The 24,435-nt window shown below is 40.4% G+C and carries 27 protein-coding genes; 8 read left to right on the top strand and 19 right to left on the bottom strand.

Annotated elements, in window-relative coordinates; genetic code table 11:
- Positions 1–72 precede the first annotated feature (72 nt).
- On the bottom strand, positions 73–1,017 hold the full coding sequence (locus tag BP74_RS16370) for a YihY/virulence factor BrkB family protein (RefSeq protein ID WP_496375616.1): 945 nt from the start codon (positions 1,015–1,017) through the stop codon (positions 73–75).
- 160 nt (positions 1,018–1,177) lie between these two features.
- Here BP74_RS16370 and BP74_RS16375 point away from each other — a divergent pair, with 160 nt between their 5' ends.
- Positions 1,178–2,563 carry a M16 family metallopeptidase gene (locus tag BP74_RS16375; protein WP_496375618.1) on the top strand — a complete coding sequence of 462 codons (1,386 nt, stop codon included), beginning with the start codon at positions 1,178–1,180 and terminating at the stop codon, positions 2,561–2,563.
- A complete protein-coding gene (locus BP74_RS16380) occupies positions 2,563–3,954 on the top strand; it encodes a M16 family metallopeptidase (RefSeq protein WP_496375620.1) in 1,392 nt (463 codons plus the stop codon). The genes BP74_RS16375 and BP74_RS16380 overlap by 1 nt, the downstream gene beginning before the upstream one ends.
- Before the next feature lie 108 nt (positions 3,955–4,062).
- Here BP74_RS16380 and BP74_RS16385 read toward each other — a convergent pair whose 3' ends face one another.
- Positions 4,063–4,608, bottom strand: coding sequence for an SRPBCC domain-containing protein (locus tag BP74_RS16385; RefSeq protein WP_496375622.1), 546 nt, complete (start codon positions 4,606–4,608; stop codon positions 4,063–4,065).
- 278 nt (positions 4,609–4,886) lie between these two features.
- Here BP74_RS16385 and BP74_RS16390 point away from each other — a divergent pair, with 278 nt between their 5' ends.
- On the top strand, positions 4,887–5,204 hold the full coding sequence (locus BP74_RS16390; protein WP_496375624.1) for a putative quinol monooxygenase: 318 nt from the start codon (positions 4,887–4,889) through the stop codon (positions 5,202–5,204).
- 120 nt (positions 5,205–5,324) lie between these two features.
- On the opposite strand, the gene BP74_RS16395 is transcribed toward BP74_RS16390, so the two are convergent.
- The gene (locus BP74_RS16395; protein WP_496375626.1) at positions 5,325–5,831 is read right to left on the bottom strand and encodes a GNAT family N-acetyltransferase; all 507 of its coding nucleotides are present in this window, start codon (positions 5,829–5,831) and stop codon (positions 5,325–5,327) included.
- A gap of 188 nt (positions 5,832–6,019) precedes the next feature.
- Between BP74_RS16395 and BP74_RS16400 the strand changes: the two genes are divergently transcribed.
- A complete protein-coding gene (locus BP74_RS16400) occupies positions 6,020–6,355 on the top strand; it encodes a DUF6616 family protein (protein ID WP_496375628.1) in 336 nt (111 codons plus the stop codon).
- A 63-nt stretch (positions 6,356–6,418) separates the two neighbouring features.
- Here BP74_RS16400 and BP74_RS16405 read toward each other — a convergent pair whose 3' ends face one another.
- The 4 genes from BP74_RS16405 to BP74_RS16420 form a co-directional block, all read right to left on the bottom strand.
- Positions 6,419–7,192, bottom strand: coding sequence for a hypothetical protein (locus BP74_RS16405; RefSeq protein ID WP_496375630.1), 774 nt, complete (start codon positions 7,190–7,192; stop codon positions 6,419–6,421).
- Between the two features lie 138 nt (positions 7,193–7,330).
- Positions 7,331–7,801: a DUF1801 domain-containing protein gene (locus BP74_RS16410; protein ID WP_496375632.1), complete on the bottom strand. Its 471-nt coding sequence runs from the start codon at positions 7,799–7,801 to the stop codon at positions 7,331–7,333.
- Between the two features lie 56 nt (positions 7,802–7,857).
- On the bottom strand, positions 7,858–8,202 hold the full coding sequence (locus BP74_RS16415) for a ribose-5-phosphate isomerase (protein WP_496375634.1): 345 nt from the start codon (positions 8,200–8,202) through the stop codon (positions 7,858–7,860).
- Between the two features lie 121 nt (positions 8,203–8,323).
- The gene (locus tag BP74_RS16420; RefSeq protein ID WP_496375636.1) at positions 8,324–8,467 is read right to left on the bottom strand and encodes a hypothetical protein; all 144 of its coding nucleotides are present in this window, start codon (positions 8,465–8,467) and stop codon (positions 8,324–8,326) included.
- 99 nt (positions 8,468–8,566) lie between these two features.
- Here BP74_RS16420 and BP74_RS16425 point away from each other — a divergent pair, with 99 nt between their 5' ends.
- Entirely contained in the window at positions 8,567–8,995 is a 429-nt protein-coding gene (locus tag BP74_RS16425) for a DoxX family protein (RefSeq protein ID WP_496375638.1), read from the top strand.
- Positions 8,996–9,225: 230 nt separating this feature from the next.
- Here BP74_RS16425 and BP74_RS16430 read toward each other — a convergent pair whose 3' ends face one another.
- The 11 genes from BP74_RS16430 to BP74_RS16480 all read right to left on the bottom strand — a co-directional run bounded on the left by BP74_RS16430 (position 9,226) and on the right by BP74_RS16480 (position 21,949).
- Positions 9,226–10,338: a TlpA family protein disulfide reductase gene (locus BP74_RS16430; RefSeq protein WP_496375640.1), complete on the bottom strand. Its 1,113-nt coding sequence runs from the start codon at positions 10,336–10,338 to the stop codon at positions 9,226–9,228.
- 364 nt (positions 10,339–10,702) lie between these two features.
- Positions 10,703–11,794 carry a serine hydrolase domain-containing protein gene (locus BP74_RS16435; RefSeq protein ID WP_496375642.1) on the bottom strand — a complete coding sequence of 364 codons (1,092 nt, stop codon included), beginning with the start codon at positions 11,792–11,794 and terminating at the stop codon, positions 10,703–10,705.
- Positions 11,795–11,934: 140 nt separating this feature from the next.
- The gene (locus tag BP74_RS16440; protein ID WP_496375644.1) at positions 11,935–12,846 is read right to left on the bottom strand and encodes a hypothetical protein; all 912 of its coding nucleotides are present in this window, start codon (positions 12,844–12,846) and stop codon (positions 11,935–11,937) included.
- A gap of 438 nt (positions 12,847–13,284) precedes the next feature.
- Positions 13,285–14,652 (bottom strand): hypothetical protein, encoded by a 1,368-nt coding sequence (locus BP74_RS16445; RefSeq protein ID WP_496375646.1) that lies wholly within the window; start codon positions 14,650–14,652, stop codon positions 13,285–13,287.
- A 292-nt stretch (positions 14,653–14,944) separates the two neighbouring features.
- Entirely contained in the window at positions 14,945–15,583 is a 639-nt protein-coding gene (locus BP74_RS16450) for a hypothetical protein (protein ID WP_496375648.1), read from the bottom strand.
- Positions 15,584–15,737: 154 nt separating this feature from the next.
- On the bottom strand, positions 15,738–17,132 hold the full coding sequence (locus tag BP74_RS16455; RefSeq protein WP_496375650.1) for a hypothetical protein: 1,395 nt from the start codon (positions 17,130–17,132) through the stop codon (positions 15,738–15,740).
- A 209-nt stretch (positions 17,133–17,341) separates the two neighbouring features.
- Positions 17,342–17,608, bottom strand: coding sequence for a hypothetical protein (locus tag BP74_RS16460; RefSeq protein ID WP_496375652.1), 267 nt, complete (start codon positions 17,606–17,608; stop codon positions 17,342–17,344).
- A 71-nt stretch (positions 17,609–17,679) separates the two neighbouring features.
- Positions 17,680–18,414, bottom strand: a complete 735-nt coding sequence (locus BP74_RS16465) for a 5-oxoprolinase subunit PxpA (RefSeq protein WP_496375654.1) — start codon at positions 18,412–18,414, stop codon at positions 17,680–17,682.
- Positions 18,415–18,479: 65 nt separating this feature from the next.
- A complete protein-coding gene (locus BP74_RS16470; RefSeq protein ID WP_496375656.1) occupies positions 18,480–19,463 on the bottom strand; it encodes a 5-oxoprolinase subunit C family protein in 984 nt (327 codons plus the stop codon).
- Positions 19,444–20,151, bottom strand: coding sequence for a 5-oxoprolinase subunit PxpB (gene pxpB / locus BP74_RS16475; protein ID WP_496375658.1), 708 nt, complete (start codon positions 20,149–20,151; stop codon positions 19,444–19,446). The genes BP74_RS16470 and pxpB overlap by 20 nt, the downstream gene beginning before the upstream one ends.
- A 157-nt stretch (positions 20,152–20,308) precedes the next feature.
- A complete protein-coding gene (locus tag BP74_RS16480; protein ID WP_496375660.1) occupies positions 20,309–21,949 on the bottom strand; it encodes an ABC-F family ATP-binding cassette domain-containing protein in 1,641 nt (546 codons plus the stop codon).
- A gap of 243 nt (positions 21,950–22,192) precedes the next feature.
- On the opposite strand from BP74_RS16480, the gene BP74_RS16485 reads away from it, so the two are divergent.
- Positions 22,193–22,381: a hypothetical protein gene (locus BP74_RS16485; RefSeq protein ID WP_496375662.1), complete on the top strand. Its 189-nt coding sequence runs from the start codon at positions 22,193–22,195 to the stop codon at positions 22,379–22,381.
- A 9-nt stretch (positions 22,382–22,390) separates the two neighbouring features.
- Complete coding sequence (locus tag BP74_RS16490) at positions 22,391–22,618, top strand: hypothetical protein (protein WP_496375664.1); 228 nt, start codon at positions 22,391–22,393, stop codon at positions 22,616–22,618.
- 6 nt (positions 22,619–22,624) lie between these two features.
- Here BP74_RS16490 and BP74_RS16495 read toward each other — a convergent pair whose 3' ends face one another.
- Positions 22,625–23,371, bottom strand: a complete 747-nt coding sequence (locus tag BP74_RS16495) for a phosphatase PAP2 family protein (protein ID WP_496375666.1) — start codon at positions 23,369–23,371, stop codon at positions 22,625–22,627.
- An 841-nt stretch (positions 23,372–24,212) separates the two neighbouring features.
- On the opposite strand from BP74_RS16495, the gene BP74_RS16500 reads away from it, so the two are divergent.
- Positions 24,213–24,435 (top strand): hypothetical protein (locus BP74_RS16500; protein ID WP_496375484.1); only part of this gene is annotated, 223 nt, incomplete at its 3' end.

Here is a 24,435-nt window from a genome sequence, read left to right on the forward strand (position 1 = left end):
AAACAATTTACAGGAATAACTGTTTGCATAGCCAAAAAGACTGCTTTTTGAAATATTTTCTGCTTTTTGCCCTTATTTGGGCTTTGGTCCGGTAACTACTTCCTCTATCACGCGGTAATGTGCCGCGTAGGGAAGGGGCATAATGGGCTTCCTTTTGTATTCACCCCATACCATGGTAAAACTGGCTCCATAGTACAGGATCAGGGAAGAATAAAATACAAACAGCAGTAATAAAACCATTGAAGCTGAAGCCCCGTAAACGTTATTAATACTGCTATAGGTCAAAAGCCAGTGAAGAATGACCTTACCTGCAGTAAACAACAAAGAGGTGACGAGGGCCCCAATAAAAGCTATACTCCATTCAGGTCGGGCGTCGGGCAGGTACCTGAATACCATCATGAACCATAACATCACAATTAAAACAGAGACCACCTGGTTCAGAATCCCTTTAAAATAAATGGAGAGCAGGGGTGAGAATTCGAAAATATAATTACTGACCAGGGTCCTTGCACCTTCCATCATGATACCGATCACAAAAAGAACGGCTGCGATCAATAGCACAAGGAGCGACTGTATACGTGTATGTAATCCTTTAATTACGCCTTTTCGCTTGTGAGGCCGCACCATCCATAGCTGGTTGATGGAGTTTTTAATGACCTTAAAAAGGGTAGTGGCCACAAATAGTAAAAATATAAACCCGCCCAAAGTAATGTACCAGTTCTGGGCGATCTTGTGGAGGTTAACAAGGACATCAACCAACTGCTTCACGGCCTCCCTGCCAATGATCTCCCTGAGGTTATTAAATAACTGCACCCTGATAGTACGGGGGTCAAGGATCAACTTCAAAGCCTGTATAAGGATAACCAAAATAGGCGGGAGTGCGAAGGTGGTGAAGAAGGCTGTCGCTCCAGCCATCCGCAAGGGATCTTGCTTCAACAATTCTTTCAGGGACTTTTTGAACAGACCTGGTATGGATGCAATTGTTTTCCGGATAGTTTTTGTTATGAAGGTAGTCATTGAACCTTTGAAAAACGAAAGATCTCCTGAACCGCATGGCATTTCAACCACTGGTATAATTTTCCAGAACAAATGACCTTCTTTATATATATTGAACTGCTATTATGCGGCAACAGATCTTCTGTTTCAAAACTGTAAATTATTTAACACACATATGCTTATGAAGTACTCACGTGTATTGCCTTTCAAGAGTTTAGGACTGCTTTTGCCGGTTCTTGCACTTCTTTCCTGGCACAAGCCCGCCAATGGACCCGGCGACGAACTGCAGGTGCCCGTTACGTATTACAAATTACCCAATGGATTGAAGGTGGTTTTATCTCCGGATAAAACAGCACCTACTATCGCTGTAGGTGTTTATTACAACATCGGCTTTCGCATTGAGCCAAAGAACCGCACTGGTTTTGCGCATTTATTTGAACATATGATGTTCCAGGGATCTGAAAACCTGGGCAAGATGGAATTCATTCAACTTGTACAAAAGAATGGTGGCATTTTGAACGGGTCTACCCGCTTTGACTTTACCAATTATTTTGAAGTTATGCCTGCACATAAACTGGAAACAGCTTTATGGGCAGAAGCCGACCGCATGAAAGGTTTGAAGATCACGCAGGACAACCTGACCAATCAACAGGGCGTAGTAAAGAACGAAGTAAAGGTCAATGTGCTCAACCAGCCTTATGGTGGTTTCCCCTGGCTTGACATGCCTCAATATGCCAATAAGAACTGGTACAACTCACATAACTTTTATGGTGACCTGGCAGACCTGGATTCTGCGAAACTGGAAGATGTAGATGCATTTTTCAAAACTTTCTATGCCCCTAATAACGCCGTATTGGTAGTTTCGGGAGATTTTGAAATTGCCTCGGCCCGCAAATGGGTAGAGCAGTATTTTGCAAAGATCCCCGCATCTACTTTGCCTCCAAAACCTGACCTGGCAGAACCGCCCCAGGAAAAAGAGCAACGCTTTACCAAGGAAGATGCCCTGGCCAAAAAGCCAGCCATCGCCATCAGCTATAAAATGCCGGAGCGTAATACGCCGGAATATTATGCCATGGGCTTGATAGACCAGATGCTGGGCCAGGGACAGGATAGCAAACTATACGAAGCCCTGGTGCAAAAGAAAGGTTATGCCAGCAGTGTAAACTCCGGCATCAACATAGGCCTGGGAAGCATGTTTGACTATAATGGACCCATGTTATGGACATCCAGCCTCATTCACGATGCTTCAGTACCTGCCGATTCTATCATCAGGCAGTATGACCTGGCAGTGGCCGATATTGCCAATAATACCAAACAGGAAGATCTCCAGCTGGCCATTGTGAAAATGCGTTCAGGCTTGTATGATGCTATGGGTGGCACTTTTGGCATTGGCAAGGTGAACCTGCTGGCTTCCTTTGCATTATTTGATGATGATCCATCAAAGATCAACAAACTGGAAACTTCATTTAAAAAAGTAACACCGCAGCTCATAAGGCAGGTGGCCCAGAAATACCTCGCCCCTAACAACAGAACCATTTTAATCATTGAACCAAAAGCTTCCAAATAATGAGAACGATCAAAATAATTATCATTGCCGCCATAAGCTTTTGCACCTGTCAAACATTGGTTGCTCAAAAGCAAACACCTCCTGCCGGCGGCGTAGCCAAAGATTTCAAACTCTCAGCTAAATCTGTTAAGACCTATCCAAATGGTCTGAAAACTATGGTGGTTCATTATGGTGAATTACCAAAGGCCAATATAAGCCTGATCATAAAGACAGGTAATGTACATGAAGGACCTAACCAGGTATGGCTGGCTGACCTGACAGGAAGGATGTTGCGTGAAGGCACTTCAAACTTGAACTTCGCTGCGCTTTCCAAAAAAGTAGCCATGATGGGTGGCAGCCTGAATGTCAATGTAGGCTCCAACCAGACTACCATTTCAGGTACAGTGCTTTCAGAATATGCACCTGAGTTCATTAAGCTGGTCTCTGACCTCGTAATGCAACCCTCTTTTCCTGCCAGTGAACTGGATAGATTGAAAAGCGATTTTAAACGCAGGCTGACCACTCAAAAGGCGGTCCCGCAGGCACAGGCACAGGAGCAGTTTTATGCCGCTGTATACAAGGATCATCCTTATGGGCGTTTATTCCCAACAGAAGAAATGCTGAACAGTTATACCACTGCCATGGTAAAAGATTTTTACAATGCCAACTTTGGAGCAAAGCGTTCTGTGTTGTACGTTGTCGGAAAGTTTGATGACAAAGAGGTCAACAATGCCATCAATACATCATTGACAAAATGGAAAGCAGGACCCGCGGTGACCTATCCACCAGTTACAGCAAAAGCGTTTTCTGATACATTGGTCATTGATCGCAAGGGTGCTCCACAAACTACATTGATGGTAGGCCTCCCGGTAGTGACACCAACCAATAAAGATTATGTTCCGTTCCTGGTAGCCAATTCCTTATTAGGTGGCTCTTTTGGCTCACGCATAACCAGTAATATACGCGAGAACAAAGGCTATACCTATTCTCCATTCAGTTCATTGAACAACCAGGTAGGCTCTTCGCTCTGGATAGAGCAGGCGGATGTGACCAGTGAGCACACTGTGGATGCACTGACAGAAATTGAAAGAGAGATCAAAAGATTGCAAACAGAACCTCCATCCAAAGAAGAATTGTCGGGCATTCAGAATTATGAAGCAGGCATATTTGTGTTGCGTAATTCTTCTCCTGGCGGTATCATTGGACAGTTGAACTTCCTGGATCTATATGGCCTGGATGACAGCTATTTGAATAACTATGTAAAGAACCTGTACAAGGTTACACCTGAAACAGTTTCCAATATGGTACGCAGCTATGTTGACTACAACAAAATGATCAAGGTGATGGTAGGCGATAAGGATACCATTCAAAAACAGGTACAAAAAGCAAAAGCTACTCCACGGACATTCTAATTATAGAATGTAAAAATAAAAAGCCTCCCTTCGCTATGAAAGGAGGCTTTTTTTATGCAGTCCACCTGGTATCATTGCGTTAATCAACGATAGTATGGGTAGATATAGTTATTTATAATTCTTCAGTAATTCTTTATACGTCCATTCGTTTCCTTTTACAAAAAAGTCATAGGTTTTATCCCAGTCAGGACCAGTTTTCCATCCTGTCATGGATGAAATGATCCTTGTAGTATTATTGCCCAATTTTTGAAACTGGATGATCTCCTGCAGGTTCTCATCAGCATCCCTCACCGATTGGGGAAAGTTATCATTGAGCATCACTTTAAGAACTATTAGTTCATTGTCAATGAAACTTAAAATCGGAAGCCTGATAGAAGAGGAGTCTGACAATTTTTTATTGATATCGTAGTTGGTGAGTATATACCCACCAGCCCTTAATTCAACATGCGCCAAAGGAGCTATCCAACGTTGTAACTTTTGGTCATTTGTAAAAAGTTCCCAGGCAGTTTGATTATCCACAGGTAATATCATTTCAATTCTTAACACCTTTTCACCTGACTGGTTTATATAAGATGTGTTTTTCAATTCCTGGCTTTGTGCAACCATTGCCAACACGATACCTATTGTGGTTGATAATAATTGTTTTTGTTTCATTGCAAATCTCATTTAGTGTTAGTTGTACATGATATTCTTAGTAAGGTAATGTAAGGTTTATAAAGAATAAATGTTTGTCAAAAGCTGCTGTATTTGGTACATCCATGTCTTATATTTCTCTGCAATTTTTACTAGTTAATCCATGCATTACTTGTTTTATTCTGGCATGTTATGACCACTATCATTGTTTGGTAAATACAGCATACATACCTTGTGCTGCTCTTCAAATTTGACTCCCTGAAAACTAAATTTCTTCATCAAAACAAAAGGAGTCTTTTATGTTAGTTAGACAAATGTTCCTGAGAATTGCACCAGAAAACATCAATAAAGTAAAAGAATTATACAGGAAGGAAATTATTCCTGCTTTAAGAAAAGTTAAGGGCTGTATAGACGCCAGGTTGTTTGAACCTATTGTTACTACAGATGAATTCATTGCATTTTCTGAGTGGAAAACAAAGGCTGAAGTTGAGCTTTATGAAAATGGACCAGTTTATAAAGAACTGCGTAATAAAGTTATTGGCTTCACCACAAAAGAACCTGTATTAAAAGTTTACACTTTTGAAAAAGTAGAAGAATTAGTTCCTGAAATGCATTAAGGATCTTTTTATTCCCGCAGTAAAGCACGCAGCTTTATTGATGATACGCGGGTAAAAAAGAACAGAGGTCATTCCTTATAGGGATGACCTCTGTGTTTTATTAATTAGTGCTTTACTCACTCATCCATTATACAGCAGCAACTCTTCTTCACTTCCTGGAAAAACTACTGTTTGACTAAACTGCAATCCAATCTTTTCCAGTAACCGTATCGACTTCGAATTATCAGCCAGCGTAATAGCAGATATGACCGGAAGGCCCAACGCCTGTTTTGCATAGGCCAGGGTTGCAGCTGCCATTTCCAAAGCATACCCTTTGCCATTATACTCGGGCAAAAAAGCAAATCCTATATCAGGATTGTCCAGGGTGTCCCGTTTAATGATACCACACATGCCTATAGGGACATGGCCATCCTTTTTCTCCACCATGGATAAACCAAATCCATTTTGCTGGTAACTTTTTAAGGGGCCATTTTGCAAATAAGCCAGGGCCTGTTGTTCTGTTTTGATATTCCTGTCGCCAATGTATTTGATCCATCCGGGACTGTTCAGCAATTCAATAATAAATGCTGTATCATCCAAACTGAATTCCCTTAATAAAAGGCGCTCTGTTTCCAGTATAGTTTTCATATTATTTTTCATGGTCAAGATAAAAAATTATCTAATCTCAAAATCACTTTTCATTAAGTCGTCGGTGTATTCTGTAGGATAATATTAAATAAGGACATTCCCGCTAAGTACACTTCTTCCTATAGTAAAAATATCTAACGCATACGGACACTTATTCCATATGTTTGTTACTTAAACAAAAGTACACGATGATCACTTACATTGAATTATGGAAGGCCAAACAAGCCTGGATGGATCTGTCAACGGAAGAAAGGGGAAACTATATGAACGCCTTAGGGCCGGCTATTCAACAGCTATTAGAAAATGGTGCCCAGGTAGTTAGCTGGGGCGCCAATGATAAAGCCACCTTTAGCAAGGCGGACTACGATTTTTTTGCAGTTTGGACTTTCCCGAATAGCGAAGCAGCTCAAGGCTTTGAAAAGTTAGTGGAAGGCGCAGGCTGGTACAATTATTTCGACCAGGTGAATTTGATGGGACCTGCCGGCGGACCACAGGAAGTCATCGGGCAAATGATAGCATTATAAGATGTATTCTTCCCCGTGAGTCTAACCATTACTAAATGGTCACTCACGGGTGAAGAAATATACTCACAATATCTTCATTTTATGCAACGGATCGCTTACTTCAAATGTACTGTCCTTCATAAGACCTATCATTTCTGCAGTAGTAAATTGACAGTCTAAGTAGTTTGAACCATTGTTGCTATAAAACATGCAGGGAAGGTTTTTAACCTTACTGGTTACATCCCATAAATAAATGGTTTTGTCATCTTTTATTTCTAGTAAAGTTACCTCCCACCATGTGGTATGTTCATTCAATGAATTCTGAATAAAATTGAAGGCATAAATATTCTTATTCAATTGCCTGAGAAATGCATTCTTTCCAAGGTCAATACTAACCGTATCTTTTACAGAAATAATAAGAGTGTCTTTGTCTTGCCGGTAAGGAAACCCATTTTTTAAAAAGCCATCAACAGTTTTTTCGTAAACCTTGTCGCGCCTTAATAGATATTTAGCAATAGTGTCTATGGGGTTTTTAGAAGAATCATAATGGATGGTCTCCATACTCTTATAAAAATGAGGAGTATAAATATAAGCTCCGTTTTTGCCGGGTTTTGGCCATGCCCCCACAACAACTTTTTCATCATGGGTTTGAATCATTGACACATTCGCCTTATTTACTAAAAATGTAATTGTACTATCCTCATCAATCCAGGCGCCAAGAAATTGGTTGGGGAAGGTTTTAATATTTTCTTTATCCACAGGCTGTGGCATTGAAAAACTATATACATCACAAGAACTAAGTGAAAGTGAAATTATTATAAACAGGAATATGCTTTTTAAGGGGAGCCAAACTTCCATAAAACAGTTTAAACAAAAGGTATTATTACCTTTTGACTAAAAAGCTGAGATAGATCATTCTACTGACTAAGTTGATCTAATTCTGAACTACCCGGATATAAATAGTTCCAGGTATATATGAGTAATGTAATAGCCTGGCTATTTCCCCTTCCTTTGGCTTTTAAATTTACTTTCATAAATCTCTATCCATTGATCGGGCGTTATTTTTGAAACCAGTTCGCCAATTAGCTTATAGGGAATGTCTTCCGGCTTTTTATAACGCAGGCAACTCTTTCCCATATCCAATTTTTTGGAGGATGCACTGGCATGAGCTTCGGTAAACCATTGCATTAGTTTGGCATCTGCGTATATACCCATATGATAGACAGCTATAAAATTTTTCTGGGAGGCAAACGACAAAAACGGCAATGGTAATTTAGGATCACAATGGTAGCCGGCCGGGTATTTACTGTGTGGCACAAAGTAACCGGGCATGCCATAACCCATGCCTTCCACGAAGCCTTTGGGTATATGCTTCTTAATCACTTTCCTTAACTCTGCTACCGCGTTCTTCCTGTCTTCCGGTAGTTCATCGATATATTGATCGACTGTTGTTGCTTTTGATTGCACAAGTAAATTTTAGATGGTTAAAATACTAAAAACTTCCACCAGGTCCCAATTGTTTGTTAGTTAAACCAAACCGCATATCCTTGCCTTCTAAGATCCATTGCAAGTTTTTCTTCCATCTTTAACGCTTCCAGCCTGGTCATACCCTTAGCATTCAGGTGTTCGTACAGGCTGGGTCTTAAATACCTGCCGTATTTATGAGGCAGGTAGGCTGATAGATTAATGCCTTTTTTATTGATGTACCCATTCTTGTGTTGATCAAACCGTTCTTTCGGAGTTTTGCTGGTCATACCTACATACAGGCACTCAAGAACACCATTGAATTGAGGATTAGCGGCACGAAACCTTGCGTTCTCAGTAAACACTTTCTTTGAAAGCTCAATAACGTAAACATTATATCTCAAACTATAGAATTGTGTTTATGTTAGGCAAATTGCTGGTGCATCCGCGATCAAAAACTTTCTATTAAAATTATAGTAAACGAAATAAAACTTTCATGACTAAGGCCATTTGGAAAACTTCTTTCTATCTGCTTTCCACTACAATTAATTGGTTGAATGTAGCCAGCCCTTTTTTAAGGATCATGTTAGTATCCCGGATGATGGCATACATCTTTACGTTTTTGTATCTTCCTGTCATATACGGCATCATCCTATTGAAAAGTGGCATTCGATTGTACCTTTTGACGCAATTCACCTTTAAAAATGCCGTAATTGCACGTTGAAAAAATCAACAATCAATTACATCTTTGTAAATCAAATCAAAATCATGAAACCCAAAACCATCAACACGCTGTACTGGACCTTTACCATTCTATTTTGTGCATTAATGATTTTTTCGGCGTGGTCAAGCATTTTGGTAAACGAAGATTCAATTAAATTAATCCATGGCATGCTGGGCTACCCCGAGTATTTTATTCCTTTTACTGGCTGGGCTAAATTAATTGGCTCTATTGTTCTCCTGATTCCCGGTAACGGCAGGATAAAAGAATGGGCATATGCAGGTTTGTTTTTTGACTTAATTGCTGCTGTTTATTCAGGCCTTGCCATTTCACCAACCTTTAATCCCCTTATGCTTACGATGCTGTTTTGGTTTGTGCCTGGTATATTATCTTACATCTATTGGCATAAGAAGATAAAGCTTGATGCAAATAAGAACTTAGTGCCTGGAAACAATAAGGAAGCTGCTTATTCTTAATAAAAATCAGGCAGCTAACGCAAGCCGATGATCCTGAAGTTCGATATCCTTCATCCCTGGTAAGTTAGATACAGTTGATATGCTCAAAAGCTGAATAATGTTTCCACAGCAAGTATATTGACAAGCTACCTGTTGTGCGAATAACAGTTCAGCTTTTTCCATAATAAAATCGTTGCTTATTGTCTACCCTCAGGAGAAATACCAGGAGTAGCTACATGCAGCATGTATGACTAACGACTTCCTAAATTCTCTTTTAAAAACGCTTCCAATTCATTATCCTGAATTTCAGAATTGATGATTCTGTCATTTTTATCCAGTAAGATATAAGTTGGGAAAACATGAATGTTATACATTTCGGCTTTTACTCCATCCTTATCCCAAGCATGGTTCCAGGAAAGACCATATTTTTTCATGGCTGCCTCATAATCCTTTTTGTCTTTTTGCCGATCCACCGAAATGGATACGATATCAAATCCCTTACTATGAAACTGGTTATAAATTTCTTTTAGCCTGGGAAACCGAATAGCGCATGGACCACAATGGCTATACCAAAAATCAACCAAATAGTACTGATTGTTTTTCTTGATTTTGCTTTGCAATTGTTCATACCCTTTGAAAAAATCTTTCGGGAATACCTGACCCACTTGCATTTTAGCAGATTCTTTTATCTTTTCCTTTAATACAGTCATAAAGGCTTGCTGCTGCATTTGGTTTGAAAAAGCAGAAAACAATTTTTCGAAATCAAAATATCTATGTGTGGGGGGCAACGAAACAAAAAAATTGATGTCCCATAAAGCAACGTAAGAATCGGGATGTAGTTTTATGTATTCGCTTAGTAAGTTAGCTCTTTGACCGTAATATCTCTTTTGCAAAAGCATTGCACTGTCCTTAATTGATTTCGGAATATCCTGACCATATTTTTGATAATTCCTCCTGTAAAAAGACCTTAAGGTGTCATATACCTGGTCATTCGATTGGAAAAAAGGCAAGAATTCATTTTCGTACTCATCCTGGATAGGCGACCTGGTAATATGCGGCTCGCCGACGGAAGGAATCAGTATTTCCGCATCACTATAAATGTAATTTTTCCCGTAGACCCTATTTCCATAGGAGATATTTATTTCTACCGGAAAAGGAACTTGAATGGCAGTGTTAAATGCCCCATTTTCGACATTTAGCTTCGTATTCTCCCACTTTGAAAGCTTATCATCTACCAAATGGGAAATTTCAATGCTTTTCAACGTTGTGTCCTTTACAATCCCATGAATTTTGACAGTTTTAGTTTGGGCTACAAGTTGCAGCATCATTAAAAAAAAGACATGCAATACAATAACTCTTTTCATACGTTATAAAATGTTGAGATTTTCCTTCTAATATAAGTCTCACTCCTCCCTTCCCCGATGAGTCACCGCAGTACTGGCCTCCACCACCAGACTCTCCGGCGGGACTCATCGATTCTGCTCCTCCTGCTTTCCTTCTTCTAACTCCAGCAACAACTTTTTGTTAACAGTCAAAAGGGGATAAAATAAATCCCTGCTTTGCTACGGGTTTGTTTACTGTCTCCTGGAGAAAAGATAGCAAAAGAGAAGAAAAGGTACAAGTGATTCCGCCAATGATTCTCGCGCTGGATATCAAAAAGTGTTTAGCTACTGCTGCAGTGATTCATTGGAAAAGGAAATGCAAGATTATAAAGTTTACTGCTAAATTTTAGTCTACTGGACTGTTTAGAAATTTGTTTAAATTTTCTAAGAATTGTGGCATTTTGTCACAATTCATAAAGAAAACATATCCGCTTCTCTGCTTTTTATAAAATTGAAAATTGCCCATAAAATCGCCGTTGTTACCTCCATGTTGGTATTTAACGCCATTGGGTGTTTTTTCTATAAAAATTCCCAGCCCCACCCATATACCCGAATTCGGGTCTCCAACACTTGGAACCTTGCCCTCTATAACTGGTACAGACATTTGTCTGAAAATACTTCCTTCAACTTTGTCTTCCTTCATAAGTTCAATTACAAATTGGGCATAATCCATGGCTTCCGTGTGCAAAGTACCCGCTGGATGGGGTCGTAGTGGTTTAAATACCTGGGTTGGTATTCCTTTTTCATATCCCATTGCTTTATTGGCTGCCACAGTATCATTCCAAATCATAAAAGAATGTTTCATGTTCAGGGGTGTGAAAACTTCTTCCTGGATCACATCTTGTAAACTTTTTCCCGTTAAATGTTCTACAACTAAACCAAGGTATCCATAAGCCTCACCAGAGTATTCGAATTTGCTGCCTGGGTCTGTATCGATGGTAAGTTCTCTGAATTTTTCATGTCTCCAGTTCGGAAATCCACTGGTATGGGAAAGAACCATCCTGGCGGTAATTAACTTATACCTGTTATCATGTGCAATGTCCTGATAGGGATAGTATTTGTACAAAGGAGTATCTAAATTTAATATCCTTCTTTGCGCCAATTTCAACACTGTGTAGGCAAACACCGGCTTCGTCATCGAAGCAGCTTCGTATAATGTATTTTCATCTGCTTTAACTTCCTTCTCTTTGTTCTGCATGCCGAGCGTTCGGTAATAGACAACATGTTCGTCTTCTATTAAAGCAATGGAGAGTCCAATGATGCCTAAGGAATTCTGTTGCAACTTCAGGAACTGGTCTATTTCAGATTTGGTTCTAAAGCCTTTCCCATCAATTGTTTTTATTTTATCCTTCTGCGTTGTATTCGTTTGTCCGTAGCAATACGAGGAACATAGAATGCAGGTAAATAAAATCTGCCATAAGGCGTACCTGTAATTCATAAGTCTGTTTTCCTGATGAACCAGATAAGACGACTAAAATTGAATTTTGGTTACAAGAAAACCCACGGAAGTGGTGAAAAAGGTTAAAGTGATTATGTAATTGCAGCAAAACGCTGCAAGCTGAAGTGCAGTTAGGAAATTCAATTGCTAACTTTAATTATCCAGTCAATTAATTCAGTAGGGTCCACAATATTCCAGCTATGAAAACCTCTTCCGGTAGTTGTGATATATTCAGTTCTGTCATTGCCTATTTGTAAAAGAAACTTATTAAGCTTTTCCAAATCAAACGCATTTATATCTTCAAACTGTAGCTCTTCACAATATTTATTTTGAACAAACTGAAGATCAGGCTCGGAATATAGCCGGACGGCAATATTTTTAAGCCACCTGGCATTACCGCCATCTGGACTACTCGCAGAATAGGGAGAAAGCGCTACATAGTTTTCGGATTTAAGTTTTGGTGAACCTCCGAGTGACTTGTCAAGAAAATCTTTCGTAAGTGCTCCCTCTTTATGAATCAAATCGCTACAGTTATACTTGAGCATCCGTTCAGATGAAATATATAATCTTTCTAAGTCAAGGGGAGAATCAATAACAAAAACCCCTCTTAGATTTGAAACTGTGTCCGACGACAATAAAAATTCAGCATAACTCATAGCGACAGCTCCTCCTGCAGAAAATCCTCCTATTAATAAATCGGGTTTGTTTAAGTTATTCTTTATTGATTGTGCACTTAGTATTTTGGTTATCTGAGCTTTGATCGTTTTGCCGGCAAATAATGAATATCGTAAACCTGGTATCACAGTCAAATAGCCTTTTGCTTCTAGGAGAATAGGCAAACTGGTATTTTTGAATACCTCTTTTGGACTTTCACCTCTACCTGGAAGGAGCAATAGGATCCCAGCTATTTTTCCTTTAGGTTGGGTAGTAAAATAGGTACATATCTCATTATTTAGGTTGATAGTATCCTTTATTATTTTTTGTCCGGCGGCGTTATTAAATCCTATAAGAAAAACAACGAAGAAAAAAGGAAAAGAATGTTTCGGATTCATGTTGTTTAGTTAAGAAACCCCTCCAAGCATTACCGCTAAAGTTAAAGTATGGCAATGTGTCGACATTATATGCCCACAACCGATGTTGATTAAATAACTAATGTAAAAATTTTATTCAAATGCTCATTAGTATTTCACTGTCAACCCGGGGTCTTCACTTCCTGGCACTGTGCGCCAGGAGACCCCGGGATTACACCTGGGAAGACATCATTTATATGTACTACATTTTTTTCCCTGATACTACTCAAATGTAATCCCGGGGTCGCTCCGGCATGACACAAGGCCCATCGGAGAAGACCCCGGGCGGACGCTGAGATTTTTAGCACAAAAGTTCAATCGAAGAACTGCACTTGAACCTACCACAAAACTGTCATACGAAGCACTGAACGCGCCATTACGCTAAACCGCTGTTACCAGCTGGCGTTTTTCTCTAGTTTATCAGCATATTTCGTTTTTGTCTATTTGAAATCTATGTCCGATATATGGGTCTAACATATAAATGCCATCATAAACCAACAGTCTATTGTGATGACAAACGTTACACTCACCATATTTAAAATAAGGGTTAAGGTCTACCCATTTTTTTAAATCGGGAGTGACTAAATAAAATCTGTCTTCAATAGGCAGGTCATCTATTTTTTCAAATTCCGTTGTTATTTCTTTTTCAATAAATGTTGGGTTACTTCCAGATAGTAAATGTGCTATTACTTTGAACTTGTTGCCGTCAATTCTCTTTAGGTTTATTGTATGATAATAGTTGAACCTGTAAAACAAGGGAGATAGTAATTGCTCTATGTTTTCGACCGCTGCAATACATTGTATAAATAGCTCTTTGTAGTTACTGTCTTGACAATCAATATATCCGTGTCCGCGTTTTTCATTACGGATATAAGTAATTTTATTATCATTCGCTAATTGAACAACTTGTTGGACTTTTGTTGAAAAGTCTCTAGGTAACTGTAATTCCGGAAAAATTTGTGCATTTTCTTTCGCTATTGCAGCTAATGCGTCAACCCAATTTCCTAAGGACGGCAAATGATTCAAATTTCTTGCTTGTAGAAACTCATTCATTTGTTCCTTCGTTTTTGTGAGACCTGCTAACATGAGCACTGTTGTTCGAACTATTGAATCAAAATGGTCAATTAGCATCAACATTTTCCTGAAAGGTTCTAAAGTCGTGCCTAGTTTACGTTTTGTTATGGCAACAGTAAAGGGAAGATTTTCTTCAAAAGACATTGGTTTTTGCCAAGCTTTATTAAAAAGCATCTTCTTTCTTAATGATTCAAATACGGTTATTGATTGTTCAATTATTTCTTTTTCAATGATAGTCGAAAGAACAGTTAAACAATCAGGACATATATCACCCGTTCTTAGTTTAAAGGTAATGTCAGGTTTCCACCCACACATATCATTTAGGCAACCTATGGGATCACCGTGTACATATTTAAAAATGTCATTACCTAACTTATTAAATGATAAAGATTGTAAGACATTGGCAACAACTTCATAAGCAGCAGGAAGTTCAGGCTCAGAATAAATATAATTTTCCCAATCAGATGCGTGAATAAAAATAGTTCTTTCTCCATTCATCGAAAAACAACTGAACCAGTTTGCATTATTCCTTAGCTCGGTCAGCACAATGAGAAAGTCGCTTTCATTAAATTGATTTGATACTCTGTATTCTGAACATTTTCCAAAAAAGGAACCCCAGTCAAAATTGTCAACCTGAAACATTAATGGAGTTCTTTCTTCAATAAAAGTCAATGGACCATTAATTGGAAGTAGTTCAGCTACCACCTTTTTCAAGATATTCTGATTAAGTTTTATTGTCCGTGTAAGTCTAATTTTCATTATCCTAAATATCAGGTTGAATTTGGTTTAATTTACGCTTGCTGGTAACGTTCAGGGCTTGCCGTTAGGTGTGGGATTAGTATTCCGTCCGCCGACACCCGCTGCTGATTGAGTTATTTTGTTGAAGTTAAGAATTGAATTTCAAAGTTGCCTGTCATGCCGGAACTGAAGTTTGGCTTTGCAAAACTGTCGATTGATCTTCCGTCCAGCCACACTTGCGGCGAACCCCATGTTATATGTAGCTTTTTTACTTGTCGTCTTTTAACTTGTCAACGTATTCTAATGCGCCGCCCCAACAATTGTTTTCTCCTGTCAAATAACCTTTGTTGAAAAGAACGTGAGCAAAAGCTTTCATTTCGTCGTGAGAAAGTTGGATTGAAAACTCTTTATCCTTTTTAATAATTTCAATTGCTTTGTCAAAATTATATTCGGTTTGAATTTTGTCAACAAGCTTTGTCTTGTAGTCGAAGAATGAAATATTGTCAAGGGCTTCTTTATTTTTAAATTCAAAGTATCTGTTCTTTTTTGATTTTGCAAAGTCAAGTACTTTTTGTTGTCCTTTTGTGTCGAAACCAATATTTAATTCTCTGTGCAAAGCACCTGCAACAAAGTTCCCCTTTGTGCAAATTTCTTTTGTCACGCCTGTATTAAGATTTTTTACTTTAATGACTGTGAAGTAGCTAAATGTCGAATTGTTTTGAACTGCGGCAAGGAAGTTTAGATATTTTTCATTATCAAGGTCATACGCTGTGTCAACCTTTTGTTGATAGCTAAACAAAGGCAGTGTCAAAATAAATGTCAATATGGAAACGAAGGCTCTCATAAAGTTACATACAACGGGCAGGGCTTTATGCGGGTAGGGAAATAGTATTCCTTCTTCCCACAACCGCTGCTGATTGAAAATATAAAGTTGAATTTAAGAACTAAAGTTGAAAGTTGTTTGTCTAGCCCGAACCACAGCTTGGCTTTGCAATTGGCTGATGTTTGCTGGTCATGCCCGACTTGCATAAAACGCAATGTTAGTGGCAGTGCTTTCATGGTTACGAAATGAATCGTCTGGATGCTCTAATAATATTGTATATCATGTAGGATGACCATATTCTCATTAATAAATCTAAGAGAATTAAGTATCCAGTAAGAGAAGTTTCAAGTCTTCTTAACGGATTGATATAAATAAAAAACTTTTCAAAAGCTTCCTTAAAACCTGCAGCAGTTGGCTCGCAGAGTGATATATGCAATGGGTTAAAGCCATTAAATAGTAATGCTAAAATAAAAAGTATATAGTGTCCAAATAATAACCAGAACAAAGGCTTTACAAAACTTTGTCCATAGTCGCTAAACACCCTACTCCAAAGCAAAATCACCTTATCCCAAAACTGATTCTCCCACGGCTTCCCCCACGTCAGAGTTTTGTTGTGAAAATTTAACTCTTCGGAATAGAATTTATGTTCTTGAATTTTGTCGCTATGCTTTGACATGGAAATTTTTAACTGTCTATAAGCTTCCTTAATTGCGACTATCTCATGAGGTGTAGTTTTGCGACCTGTTTTTAATGAATCTTCAAAAGTGCCATATCCTGGTCCATATAATGCTCTGACATTGTTACTCCATTTGCAACCTATAAAAAGCGCATCAGTAATGAAACTATCGATAATTACAATCTCTTTATATTGAGAAAACAAAGCTCTATAAAATTCAACTTTATCTAAATTGCTATTGATTATTTGAAAGTATCTGTTATCACTACTTAGGTCTTTTGGTTCAATTCCGTAAAAGTTTAAAATACCTTCGTTTTTGAAATTTGTTATAGAAATGCTGTTGCATTTTAATTTTGAGAAACTGATTCTTTTTCCTTTGTTTGTTCCAAACAATGATATTTCTTCAAAGCTTTGGTCGTTAACAATAATATCACCGGTTTCATCTTCTTTAGCAAAAATTACAAGTTTGCTTATATTATCTCCGACAAGATGCTGCCCAATATGCAGGCTCTCAAATTTTGGTCCTGATACCCATATGTCGTCGATGTTATAACTAGAGATGCTTACTTTATCAAACGTACCGCCGGTTAAATGAATGGATTTAACATGAACATACTTAATTATGACATCTTTAAAATTCCCACTATTAAAATAAATACAATCTGAGATTGTGCAGCCCTCAAAAGTCAAAGTCTCATTACATGTCAACCCACTAATAAAAAATAATTTGTCCGACTTAATTGTGCAACCTTGAAAAGTAAGTGGCAAGTTAACTGTTATGCTATCATCTAATATAAGGTGTTCGTCTTCGATAGTGTATCCATCTATAAGAATAATGCGTTTTTCATACTCTTCCTTTATAAATTCATTTGGAGGATTTCTCAATATAGCCTTAAGCTCTTTTGCGGAAAGAACCTTGTCTTTACTATTAGATGTTGAATTTTCAGATTGAGTCATTCTGTATAGTTGCTATTGATGTAGCAGGTCGCATTGCATTGCCACTAACAAGTAAATATATGATGTAGGATTTAACCCTTTAAGAAAAACAAGTATTGATTGCCAATACTTTTTTAATATACTTTTTGTATTGTCGCTTCCTACCAATCAATATTACCCTTATTGCGTAAATCGTAAAAACCACTTATGTTTACAACATTCCTGATCCTTCACGCCAATACCAACTCTATCATCACAACAACCCCCATCCCCCCTCCAATGATAGCCGCTACCGCATCCATCACTTCATAATGCCCATGGCCTGTAAACTTTGAGTACAATTCGAATCCATAACTGATAGCTACCACTATGATCAAACTGATAGCAGTGGCCACATACAAATGCATAGGCAGCAGATACATCCCCACTGCCTGGAACAATAATCCCATAGCTATGCCAACCCAAAAATGCTTCCATTTATCCTGTGCTATTCTCATTGATCGTTGAATTGGAAATGTGTTGTTTATTGTATTCCCTGTTAGGCTGGCTAATGTATTCTGCAAACTATTTACCGGTTCATCATTTTTCGGTGTAGTGCATTGCTGATGGTCCTTGCAATGCCAACCGCCGTTTTCTCATCACCGTGAATGCAGATGGTCTCAGCCTGCATAGGGATCACCTTTCCTGTAACGGTGGTCACTGAGCCCTGCTCCAATAGCTGCATCACCTGCTGCAGGCTTTCTGTTTCATTTGTTATTATGGCATTGGGTTGCGATCGCGGTGTCAGGCTTCCATCATCCCTGTACGTTCTGTCAGCAAAGGCCTCGTTGACGGCCACCAGTCCCATGGCCTGTGATTCTTTTACCAGGTGGCTACCGCTCAATCCATAGATCACCAGGCTCTCGTCAAAATCCTTTACCGTCTGTGAAATGATCCGCGCAATCTTCGGATCTCTTGCAGCCATATTATACAGGGCGCCATGTGGTTTTACATGGTACAACTTCACTCCTTTTTCCCGGGCTATCATATCCATCTTGATGATCTGCTCAATGACGATAGCATACAGCTTATCCCCGGGAATATCCAATTCTCTTCTACCGAAGAAATCCTTATCCCTGAATGAAGGATGTGCGCCGATACGTACATTGTATAATTTGGCCAGTTCAATCGTGCGCCTGATGGTCTCACCATTCCCTGCATGAAATCCACAGGCTATGTTAGCGGAGGTTATATATGGCATCAGGGCTTCGTCATTGCCCATACCTTCACCCATATCGCAATTAATATCTATGGCCCGCAACATCTACGCTCTTTAAATAGGGTTTCGTGAGTTAATTGAAAAGAAGGCGCAACTTAACATTAATCTTTTCAACTTATATATTCTTCAATGCGGAATTTACTGGCCAATTGTAATTGCTGTAAATATTTCTGTTGCTTGATTTTTTTTGATTCCGCAATAGTGAGGTCTGTCAATTCAAATTGTATCACATCGTTGGGTTTTTTCTGCGCCAGTATGGGCAGGTGTGCCGATATCACCTGGGCCACCCTGGGGTACCCCCCCGAGGTTTGATGGTCCGCCATCAGGATGATCAACTGCCCATCGGGCAACCATTGCACGGTGCCAAATGTTACCGGAGATGAAATAACTTCAGGGATATTACAGCCTTCCAGCTTTGGTCCAGCCAGTTTGTACCCCATGCGGTCGGCTTCATTGGTCACCTGGAACCAGTTGGTTACAAACGTTTCCCTTGCCTCTGCGGGCATCCACTGCCATTCGCTTCCATAAGTGAACTGTATATTATTCCGGTTGCTTACGATCTCCTGCGATTTCCAGGGCATGACGATACAATCTTTTGCCTGCAGAAATGCAGCCAGGCTTTCTTCTTTCTTAATAAGGGGAATGATATCATCTTTTGCCAGCATCCTGCCTTCTATTCCACCCACTGCAGCTCTCAGGTTGGTACTGTAGCTATTCAGCCATGGCTTAAGTTCAAGGTCATGCCATACGGCCAGGTAACAACGTGCGCCATTCACCATCCGGTTGCATTTCAAAAATGCATTGGGACCCACCATTATGGGATGATGCATGGGTATTTCAACACCATCAATAGTAGGCGCAAAGTCGGCACCCGTAAGGCAAATGATCGTAGGACTGGTAAATTCAATTTGTGCACTGGGAAAATGCATTTCTATTACCGGTGCCCTCAGGTCTTTGCCCAGTAGCGCGTTACCCAATTGAGCAGAAAACCGGTCCATAGGTCCATTAATATTGATGCCCAGGTGTTGCGAGCCCCACCTGCCACCATCCTGGATGGTATCAAAAACGCCTGGTTTAACTATTCTCAAACTCATCTTCGGTAATAGAATAAAATTGTACCTGGTCGCCCGGTTCAAACAGCACAGGGTTTTCGCGCTTTGAGTCAAATAATTTGAAGGGTGTTCTGCCAATGATCTGCCAGCCTCCCGGTGAATCCAATGAGTAAGCCCCGGTTTGGAAACCAGCAATGCCTACTGATCCTGCCACTACAGGTTGTGGCACTGGCTTTCTTTTTATGGCCAGCCTGTCATCTACCACGCCCATATAGGCAAACCCCGGTGTAAACCCCAGCATAAAAACCCTGTAGGTTCTTGATGTATGAAGCTGGATGACCTCTTCCACGCTTAGCCCTTTTTGCTTTGCCAGGTAATGAATATCTGTGGCAAATTTATCTGCATAACATACCGGTACTTTAATGGTCTTGCCGGGAGTTAAATCACCTTCCCCTGCACTTCTTATCAGCACATCTATCATTTCTGCCATCACATCAAAAGCGGTGGTGCCGTTTTCCATATGGTGCAATACATCCATGATGTCGTAATACACGGCCAAAGAGCTATACGCCGGTACCAGGTCCTTGATGAAGGGATGCTTCCGGCTTTTTAAGAAATGAAAAAGCTTCAACACATCATCATTGATAGCTTCGTTGATGGTATTTCCAAAATCTATCAGCAAGGCAGTATCGCCAAGGGGGAATAAGCTATATGGTCGATACAGGGCCATGAATTCTGTTCAATGTAAGAAAAGAAGCTTGAACCACGAAAGTATACAAGGCCTAACCTATAGAAAATGACCCTCGTCGTATAAGTATATCCATAAAACAAGATCCCGCTCACAGGAGCGGGATCTTTATATTTCACCTTTAAAACTTAGACGGTTATCAGGCCATTACGGCGCTTCCATACATTTCTTCTCTCAACTCTTTCACTCTTTTATCTTCCATGTATTCATCAAAGGTCATTAACCTGTCAATGATACCCTTAGGGGTCAGTTCAATGATACGGTTAGCAACGGTCTGTAAGAAGGTATGGTCATGAGAGGTTAACAACACAATGCCCGGAAAGGTTTGGCAGCCTTCGTTAAAGCTTTGAATGCTTTCCAGGTCCAGGTGGTTGGTTGGCTGGTCCAATACTACTACGTTGGGGTTTTGCAGCATCATCCGGCTGATCATGCAACGCACCTTTTCACCCCCGCTTAATACGTTGGTCTTTTTATTGATATCGTCTCCACTGAAAAGCATTTTACCAAGGAAACCACGTAAGAATGGTTCATCGGCGTCTGTTACATGTGGCGGCACATATTGGCGCAGCCATTCCATCAGGTTCAGTCCATTGTCAAAGAAGCCATTGTTCTCCACCGGCAGGTAGGCCTTGGTAATAGTGGTTCCCCACTCAAACTTCCCACCGTCAGCATTCATATTGCCATTGATGATCTCAAAGAAATTCGTCACCGCCAATGGGTCCTTACTCAGGAAAGCGATCTTCTCACCTTTATTAATGCTGAAGCTCACCTTGCTGAATAATTTACGGCCTTCAATAGCCGAAGAAAGGTTCTCCACATTTAATATCTGGTTGCCCACCTCGCGCAATGGCTGGAATATAATTCCGGGATAGCGGCGGTTGGAAGGCTCTATTTCTTCAATGGTCAGTTTTTCCAAAGCTTTCTTACGTGAAGTTGCCTGCTTTGATTTGGAGGCGTTAGCCGAGAAACGGGCAATGAAGTCCAGGAGCGCCTGGCGCTTTTCCTCGGTCTTCTTATTCTTATCTGTCATCTGGCGGGCCATCAACTGTGATGATTCATACCAGAAGGTATAGTTACCTGTAAATACCTTGATCTTGGAGCGGTCAACGTCTGCCACGTGTGTACAAACCGCATCCAGAAAGTGACGGTCGTGGGAAACAACCAGCACGATATTTTCATAATCAGCCAGGAAGTTTTCCAGCCAGCCAATCGTTTCAATATCCAGTCCGTTGGTAGGCTCATCCAGCAACAGGATATCCGGGTTTCCAAATAAAGCCTGCGCCAACAATACCCTTAGCTTTAAAATAGAAGGAATGTCCTTCATCAGCATCTGGTGGTATTCTTCCTTTACACCCAGCTCGCTTAGTAAGGTAGCCGCATCGCTTTCAGCAGTATAGCCACCCATTTCTCCAAATTCAGCCTCCAGTTCACCAGCCTTCATGTAATCATCTTCAGTAGCTTCAGGATCAGCATATATCGCATCTTTCTTATGCATCACATCCCACATCTTCTTGTGGCCCATCAAAACGGTATTTAATACCGTTTGCTCGTCAAATTCAAACTGGTTCTGCTTCAATACAGCCAATCGCTCACCCGGAGTGATGGTTACCGTTCCTTTATTAGGTTCGATCTCCCCTGAAAGTATTTTTAAAAAGGTAGATTTACCGGCACCGTTGGCGCCAATGACACCATAACAGTTACCCTTGGTAAATCCAATATTTACCTCGTCAAATAATACCCTTTTACCAAAGGAAAGCGATACATTATTAACTGAAATCATAATTCTCTGAAATTTTTCTGCTTCAAAAGGTAGTTACTACCCTGAAACGGCGGGCAAAGGTACAAATTTATGCCTGCTTTACAGGTAAGATAAACGTTAAGAATACGTCACTATATAAGCAGAACTAAGCAATTGTTCCCGGACCAAAACAGCTCTGCAAGAGCTTCCGCTAAGATTGCAGGTAATGCACTTCCAAAACTACCATGGCAAAGTAGTTGCTTGACAAAGAGAAAGTAGAATCATATGAAACTTATTTATGGATGCATACTGGCTTTACTCTTCAGCGCCTGCAACAATTCAACAGAGAATGCAGCGCCCACTAAAGTGGACAATATGGTTAATAAAGACACGGCTTTTGTTCCCAAAGATTCCATCCACAACCATGCAGCAATAGATTCTATGAACAAGGACAACTCACAACAAAAACAATAAATACTTACTATGAAAAAGGTTTTGATCGCAATGGCAGGCTTTATTATGCTTCAATCCTGTAGCAATAACGGCGGAGAAAGCGGCGCCGTAAATGACGGTATTAAACCCATTGATTCCAATGGAGGTCTTGCAGATACGCCATATGTGAATGCCCAACCGGCAACTGACAGTGCAAAGCTGGAGAACCGCGTGGACCTTTCTAAAAGGGACACTTTTGGTAACAATCCAAAGAAATAACAGGTATTATTCGGCTGCAGCGCCGGGTTCCATTGCAGGAACTGGCTTCTCCACTCCTGGGGCCAGCTTCTGCCTGCTGTATTTTTCCAGCCGGTTTAGTAACCAGACAGCAAATACCAGCCAAAGAAAGCCTATGCAATACCCTGCGATCACATCAGTAGTATAGTGCACCCGCAGGTATATGCGGGTAAACCCAATGATGAGAATAAGCGCGATCAAAAGGAAAATAAGGGTCCACTTAGCGCCTTTATTTTGGAAGGTCTTGAAAACAATATAGATCAGCAATCCATAAAAGGTCACACTCATCAGGGCGTGGCCGCTGGGAAAGCTTAGACCTTTCGCTTCATAAAGCAGCGGAATCCCCGGCCTGGGGCGATTGAACAGGTGTTTGAGAATGAACATCAGCAACAGGCTGCTGATGGCTATAGCCGGCACCTTAATGGAATACCATTTATGTTTTCTTATAAGGTAATAGGCTATCAATACCAGGTTAGCTGGGATCAGGAACTCATGAGAACCCAGGAAGGTAAAAAACAGGACGATCTCGTTGTTCTTTTCACTGACATGGCTGCTCAATAATTTGAATACCCGCTCATCAAAACCGGTGCGGTGCATAAAAAATATCCGGCGGGTAACAAAGATGAAGACCACCAGGGCACAAACAAACAGGCTGACAACGATAGCCATCTCCACTGATAATAAAGCCATTGCCGCAGCCGTCTTCCTGAACTTTGCCGATATCCACCGAAACATAGGAAGGGTGCTGCAAACCACATACCCGGGGGATGATTCGGGAGTCGGGAGTTAGGAGTCGGGAGTCTGGAGATTAGAGAGCCGCTAAGACACAAAAGTCGCAAAGATGCACAAAGGCTAAAGTTTAAGAGAGCCTTTGATAGTTTGATGAGCAGGGGACTGAGCATTTTGTTGTTTTACAAGATTTAAGTCAATCTACAAGTGGATAGTTGAAAGTACTGGTTGACAGGCCAGGGGCTGGAATGTCGTCATTCCAGTGTTCCATAGGAACACCTTGTCGGTAGCTTAATAGTTTAAATCTTCTATAGCGTTCCAGCGGAACGCCTTGTGGGTTATGATGAATCAAAACTCGGGGTTGCTTGCTGCCTGGTAGCAGCCTGGGTACTATCTTTTACCTACCTGGAGTATAGCTGCCCCCTATCTACTCCCTACCTACGGTATAGATACTGCGTGGTGATTACGCAGTATCTATACCGTAGCTATACTGCAGGTGGGGCGCTGGTATACTGTAGATAGGGAGAAGGAGGGGAATATAGAACAGATGAACAAGGAATGTTGAATGATGAAGTGGGGTTAGGGCGGAGAGGCATTGGTTGATGCGGTCCTGGCTTGGGTTGAAGGAGGAAGAATGCTCAATGAGCAATGCTCAATTTTCAATGTTCAATGAGGGAAAAAGAAGTAAGGATCAATGGGTTAGAGAGGAAAACGGTCAAAAGCTGCCAATACGGCCAAAAGCGGTCATTACCGGTCAAATCGGTCAAAAACGGCCAAAACGGACATAGGGGTTTTGAACTGAGAGGGATTTTCAAAAACTTGCAGCTATTAAAATCTAATACCAGTTATGGCCAGGCAAGTAGGATACATTACAGCAACAGGCACCGTGGATGGTGACACCAACTTTTATAAGGATGTGGAATGGGGATTTTTGGTAAGAATGCTTCCGGGCGTAAGCAGTAAGCGCTTCTGGAGTGATCCTGCCTTTGAAGGAAGTAGGAGAAGCGCAGAGAGGTTTGGTACAGGCAACATTATCTCTTCGATCATCTACCGCTTTGTACCGGTTAAAA

Source organism: Flavisolibacter ginsengiterrae DSM 18136 (genome assembly GCF_059568575.1).

Bases quoted from the DNA above. Each gene is read 5' to 3' on its own strand.
- BP74_RS16420 (WP_496375636.1), bottom strand. From the start codon at position 8,467: ATGCCACTTTTCAATAGGATGATGCCGTATATGACAGGAAGATACAAA.
- BP74_RS16375 (WP_496375618.1), top strand. From the start codon at position 1,178: ATGAAGTACTCACGTGTATTGCCTTTCAAGAGTTTAGGACTGCTTTTG.
- BP74_RS16390 (WP_496375624.1), top strand. From the start codon at position 4,887: ATGTTAGTTAGACAAATGTTCCTGAGAATTGCACCAGAAAACATCAAT.
- BP74_RS16485 (WP_496375662.1), top strand. From the start codon at position 22,193: ATGAAACTTATTTATGGATGCATACTGGCTTTACTCTTCAGCGCCTGC.
- BP74_RS16440 (WP_496375644.1), bottom strand. From the start codon at position 12,846: ATGAATCCGAAACATTCTTTTCCTTTTTTCTTCGTTGTTTTTCTTATA.
- BP74_RS16470 (WP_496375656.1), bottom strand. From the start codon at position 19,463: ATGAGTTTGAGAATAGTTAAACCAGGCGTTTTTGATACCATCCAGGAT.
- BP74_RS16400 (WP_496375628.1), top strand. From the start codon at position 6,020: ATGATCACTTACATTGAATTATGGAAGGCCAAACAAGCCTGGATGGAT.
- BP74_RS16465 (WP_496375654.1), bottom strand. From the start codon at position 18,414: ATGTTGCGGGCCATAGATATTAATTGCGATATGGGTGAAGGTATGGGC.
- BP74_RS16370 (WP_496375616.1), bottom strand. From the start codon at position 1,017: ATGACTACCTTCATAACAAAAACTATCCGGAAAACAATTGCATCCATA.
- BP74_RS16405 (WP_496375630.1), bottom strand. From the start codon at position 7,192: ATGGAAGTTTGGCTCCCCTTAAAAAGCATATTCCTGTTTATAATAATT.
- BP74_RS16455 (WP_496375650.1), bottom strand. From the start codon at position 17,132: ATGACTCAATCTGAAAATTCAACATCTAATAGTAAAGACAAGGTTCTT.
- BP74_RS16385 (WP_496375622.1), bottom strand. From the start codon at position 4,608: ATGAAACAAAAACAATTATTATCAACCACAATAGGTATCGTGTTGGCA.
- BP74_RS16495 (WP_496375666.1), bottom strand. From the start codon at position 23,371: ATGTTTCGGTGGATATCGGCAAAGTTCAGGAAGACGGCTGCGGCAATG.
- BP74_RS16435 (WP_496375642.1), bottom strand. From the start codon at position 11,794: ATGAATTACAGGTACGCCTTATGGCAGATTTTATTTACCTGCATTCTA.
- BP74_RS16490 (WP_496375664.1), top strand. From the start codon at position 22,391: ATGAAAAAGGTTTTGATCGCAATGGCAGGCTTTATTATGCTTCAATCC.
- BP74_RS16480 (WP_496375660.1), bottom strand. From the start codon at position 21,949: ATGATTTCAGTTAATAATGTATCGCTTTCCTTTGGTAAAAGGGTATTA.
- BP74_RS16380 (WP_496375620.1), top strand. From the start codon at position 2,563: ATGAGAACGATCAAAATAATTATCATTGCCGCCATAAGCTTTTGCACC.
- BP74_RS16430 (WP_496375640.1), bottom strand. From the start codon at position 10,338: ATGAAAAGAGTTATTGTATTGCATGTCTTTTTTTTAATGATGCTGCAA.
- BP74_RS16425 (WP_496375638.1), top strand. From the start codon at position 8,567: ATGAAACCCAAAACCATCAACACGCTGTACTGGACCTTTACCATTCTA.
- pxpB (WP_496375658.1), bottom strand. From the start codon at position 20,151: ATGGCCCTGTATCGACCATATAGCTTATTCCCCCTTGGCGATACTGCC.
- BP74_RS16395 (WP_496375626.1), bottom strand. From the start codon at position 5,831: ATGAAAACTATACTGGAAACAGAGCGCCTTTTATTAAGGGAATTCAGT.
- BP74_RS16460 (WP_496375652.1), bottom strand. From the start codon at position 17,608: ATGAGAATAGCACAGGATAAATGGAAGCATTTTTGGGTTGGCATAGCT.